This window comes from Mycobacterium sp., assembly GCF_049278535.1.
Taxonomy (GTDB): Bacteria; Actinomycetota; Actinomycetes; order Mycobacteriales; family Mycobacteriaceae; genus Mycobacterium.
Window position 1 is genome coordinate 1 of the sequence record NZ_JBAPMI010000327.1, and the last position, 3,778, is coordinate 3,778.

Sequence of the window (3,778 nt, forward strand, 5' to 3'; positions counted from 1 at the left end):
CGGCCGGGGCACGGCGATCGGAGCGCTCTCGGTGCCGCCCAGCTGGGATGCGATCGCCCCGGCGACAAGCCCGCTTTCCGCGACGCTGGGAGAGACGCCGCTCGCTGCACCGCCTGCGGTCGCAGCCGGCATGCCCGGGATGCCGTTCGCCAACGCGGCCGGAAGTCACAGCAGCGGCGACGCTCCTCGATACGGGTTCCGGCCGACGGTGGTGATACGTCCGCTGGCCGCGGGGTGAGCCACGACGCTATAGCGGGGTGGTGTAGGCAGCGCTGATACCGCCATCGACCAGGAAGGTCGCCGCCGTGATGAACGACGCGTCATCGCTGGCCAAAAACGCTACGGCGGCGGCAATTTCGTCGGCTTCACCGAACCGGCCAATCGGCACGTGCACCATTCGCCGGGCCGCACGTTCGGGGTCCTTGGCGAAAAGCTCTTGCAGCAGTGGGGTATTCACCGGCCCCGGGCACAGCGCGTTGACCCGGATGCCCTGGCGGGCGAACTGCACACCGAGCTCGCGGGACATCGCCAACACCCCGCCTTTGGAGGCGGTGTAGGAGATTTGCGAGGTGGCCGATCCCATCACCGCAACGAACGAGGCGATGTTGACGATCGACCCGTGGCCTGCAGGGGCCATGTGTCGCAGCACCGCCCGGCAGCACAGGTACACCGATTTCAGGTTGACGTCTTGCACCTTCTGCCACGCCGGCAGCTCGGTGTTCTCGATCAGATCGTCGTCCGGCGGCGAGATGCCGGCGTTGTTGACCGTAATGTCGATCGACCCGTAACGATCGGCCGCGGTGTCGAAGAGCCCATTGACCGAGGTCTCATCCGAAACATCAACTGGCACAAAGAGTCCACCCAGCTCATCGGCCGCGGTGGTGCCGGTCCGCTCATCGATGTCGCCAATGACCAGGGTGGCGCCCTCGGCATGAAGGCGTCGCGCCGACGCCAGCCCGATACCACTGCCGCCACCGGTCACCACGGCGATCTTGCCGGCCAGCCGCCGACTCAGATCCACAGTCATTTAGCGCCGCTCCTCCTCATCGCTCTGCATCGTCGCCGGCGCGCATTTAGCGCCGCTCCTCCTCATCGCTCTGCATCGTCGCCGGCGCGCATGAACTCGCCCGTCCACTCGCGTATGCCCGCGCCGCCTCGACAACCGCCGAGAACAATCGCAGGTCCTCCAGACTTTCTTCCGGATGCCACTGCACCGCGAGCGCAAAGCCGTCCCCGGGCAGCTCCAGCGCCTCGATCACACCATCGGCATCCCAACCGCTGACGACCAGGCCCTCGCCGAGCTCGGCGATGGCCTGATGGTGATAGCACCGCGCGTCAACGGATTCACCGACCACCCCGGCCAGCCGGGTGCCGGCCACGGTGCGCACCGGCATCGTGGTGAACACCGCGTTGCCGGCCCGGTGTCCGCTGTGGCCGATGACATCGGGCAGGTGCTGATGCAGAGTTCCGCCGAGCGCGACATTGAGCACCTGCGCGCCGCGGCAGATACCCAGCACCGGAAGCTGCCGTTTGAGTGCCCCGCGCGCCAGCGCGAACTCCCACGCATCGCGCTGCTGTCCGGGTTGGTCGGTGCTCGGATGCGGTTGCTGACCATAGGCAGCTGGATCGACGTCCTTGCCGCCGGTGATCAGCAGTCCGTCAAGGCTGTCGAGAACGCGCTCGGCGATATCGGCATCCACCGGCTGCGGCGGCAGCAGTACGGCCACGCCGCCGGCGGCGGTCACACCCTGAAAGTAGACGGCCGGAAGAAAACTGGCGCGCACGTCCCAGACTCCGGTCTGCGCCTGCTCCAGATAGGTAGTCAGGCCGATCACCGGTGCTTTAGAACCGCTCAAACCCACGCACTCGCTCCCAATCGGTGACCGCCGCGTTGAAAGCGGCCACCTCGACGCGGGCGTTGTTGACGTAGTGATCGACCACTGCATCTCCGAACGCCTGCCGGGCGACCGCCGACGCGTCGAACAGCGCCGCGGCTTCGGCCAGCGTACCGGGCAACCCCTCGACTGCTCCGTCGCTGCCGTCCCCGCTCTGCTGATAAGCGTTGCCCGCACACGGTTCCGGCAGTGGCAGCTCGCATTCGATGCCGTTCAGCCCACCGGCAATCAATGCCGCGACGGCCAGGTACTGGTTGACGTCTCCCCCGGGCACCCGGCATTCCACCCGCATGCTGTCGCGGTGGCCGACGACGCGCAGCGCACAGGTGCGGTTGTCCAAGCCCCACGCCACCACGGTGGGCGCGAAGCTTCGGTCGGCAAACCGCTTGTAGGAGTTGATATTCGGTGCGTAAAACAACGTGAGTTCGCGCAGTGTGGCCAACTGGCCGGCGACAAAGCTGCGAAATATCTGTGACATGCCGAGCGGTTGATCGTCGTCGGCGAATACCGCAGCACCGTCGGCTGACCGAAGGGACATGTGGATGTGGCAGCTGTTGCCTTCGCGCTCATCGTATTTCGACATGAATGTCAGCGACTTGCCGTGCTGATCGGCGATCTCTTTGGCGCCGTTTTTGTAGATGCCGTGGTTGTCGCACGTGATCAGTGCCTCGTCGTAGCCGAAGCCCAGCTCCTGCTGGCCCCTGTTGCACTCGCCCTTGACGGCCTCCCAGCGCAGACCCGCCCCCTGCATGTGCTGCCGGATGTCGCGCAGCAGCGGCTCGATGCGGCTGGAGGCCATCACCGCATAGTCCGTGTTGTAGTCACTGGCCGGCGTCAAGTCCCGATAGCCGTTGGCCCAGGCTTGCCGATAGGTGTCGTCGAAGACCATGAACTCCAGCTCGGTGGCGGCATAGGCGTGCAACCCGCGCTCGCGTAGGCGTTCCAGTTGGCGGCGCAGGACGCGACGAGGTGCGGGCTCGATCGGACTGCCGTCGTGCCACTCCAGGTCGGCGAGCACCAGCGCGGTGCCGGGCAACCACGGAATCCGCCGCAACGTCGTCAGATCCGGCTTCATCACCATGTCGCCGTAGCCGGTGTCCCAGCCCGACATCGCATAGCCGGCCACGGTGTTCATGTCGACGTCGACGGCGAACAGGTAGTTACAGCATTCGGCGCCACCCTCGGCGACCTGGTCGACGAAGAACGCGGCCGAGACCCGCTTACCCGTCAGCCTGCCCTGCATGTCGCCGAACGCGACGATCACCGTGTCGATATCACCGGCGGCGACCAGTCCGTCGAGCTCGTCGCGCGACAAGTTCGGGTCCGTCACCAGGTGCTGGTGCGCAGGACGATCTCGGCGGCCAGTTGCGCCGTCGACTCGTGCGCATTACGGCGTCCGAGCAACTCCACGATGCGGTAGTCGCCGTAGACGAACCGCTGGCTGGCACGAGCCACGGCGTGCGCGGCGGAGTTGCTGACCAACGCGGTTGTGTTGATTTCGACCGGTGGACAGCTGTCGTCGCGAACCACCCCGGCGAGGTCGGCAACCTGTGGATGACCCCGGTCGATGACCACCAGGCCGGTGAAACGGTCCAGCCTGGTTGCCGCCAACTCCCACGCGAGTTCGGCGCCGTCGCGGTCGCCGACCAGCACCCCCCAACTGACGTCGAGGGCGTCCAGAATGCCGACGACCGACTTCGGTGTCAGGCGGGGGTCCGGGCCGACCACGATCGTGCGCAGCGACGCCGTATGCAGACGCTCACACACCGCCTCGTACGCGGTCAGTGCGCGCTGGGCCGCGCAGAGCAACACCACGACGGAGCCCTTCTCCGGACCGGTGTCGCAGACCTGGATGGGAAACCCGTCGACGGTAGTCATCATCG

General features: G+C 66.5%; 5 protein-coding genes. 1 reads left to right on the plus strand and 4 read right to left on the minus strand.

Annotated elements, in window-relative coordinates; translation table 11 throughout:
* On the plus strand, positions 1–238 hold a 238-nt coding region (locus WAO18_RS21640), incomplete at its 5' end, for a PE/PPE C-terminal domain-containing protein (protein WP_422208283.1).
* A 9-nt stretch (positions 239–247) separates the two neighbouring features.
* Here the strand turns inward: WAO18_RS21640 and WAO18_RS21645 are convergent.
* Genes WAO18_RS21645 through WAO18_RS21660 form a run of 4 tightly spaced genes read right to left on the minus strand, consistent with a single transcriptional unit; the run spans position 248 to position 3,773 of the window.
* Positions 248–1,027: a 3-oxoacyl-ACP reductase gene (locus WAO18_RS21645; protein WP_422208284.1), complete on the minus strand. Its 780-nt coding sequence runs from the start codon at positions 1,025–1,027 to the stop codon at positions 248–250.
* Between the two features lie 46 nt (positions 1,028–1,073).
* Entirely contained in the window at positions 1,074–1,946 is an 873-nt protein-coding gene (locus tag WAO18_RS21650; protein ID WP_422208285.1) for a gamma-glutamyl-gamma-aminobutyrate hydrolase family protein, read from the minus strand.
* Positions 1,843–3,225, minus strand: a complete 1,383-nt coding sequence (locus tag WAO18_RS21655; RefSeq protein ID WP_422208286.1) for a glutamine synthetase family protein — start codon at positions 3,223–3,225, stop codon at positions 1,843–1,845. Before WAO18_RS21655 ends, WAO18_RS21650 begins: the two co-directional genes overlap by 104 nt.
* A complete protein-coding gene (locus WAO18_RS21660; protein WP_422208287.1) occupies positions 3,222–3,773 on the minus strand; it encodes an alpha/beta hydrolase in 552 nt (183 codons plus the stop codon). Before WAO18_RS21660 ends, WAO18_RS21655 begins: the two co-directional genes overlap by 4 nt.
* Between the last annotated feature and the right edge of the window lie 5 nt (positions 3,774–3,778).

What these genes read in the sequence shown, in the direction of transcription:
- WAO18_RS21645 (WP_422208284.1), bottom strand. Translation starts at nt 1,027, where the DNA reads ATGACTGTGGATCTGAGTCGGCGGCTGGCCGGCAAGATCGCCGTGGTG.
- WAO18_RS21650 (WP_422208285.1), bottom strand. Translation starts at nt 1,946, where the DNA reads ATGCAGTGGTCGATCACTACGTCAACAACGCCCGCGTCGAGGTGGCCG.
- WAO18_RS21660 (WP_422208287.1), bottom strand. Translation starts at nt 3,773, where the DNA reads ATGACTACCGTCGACGGGTTTCCCATCCAGGTCTGCGACACCGGTCCG.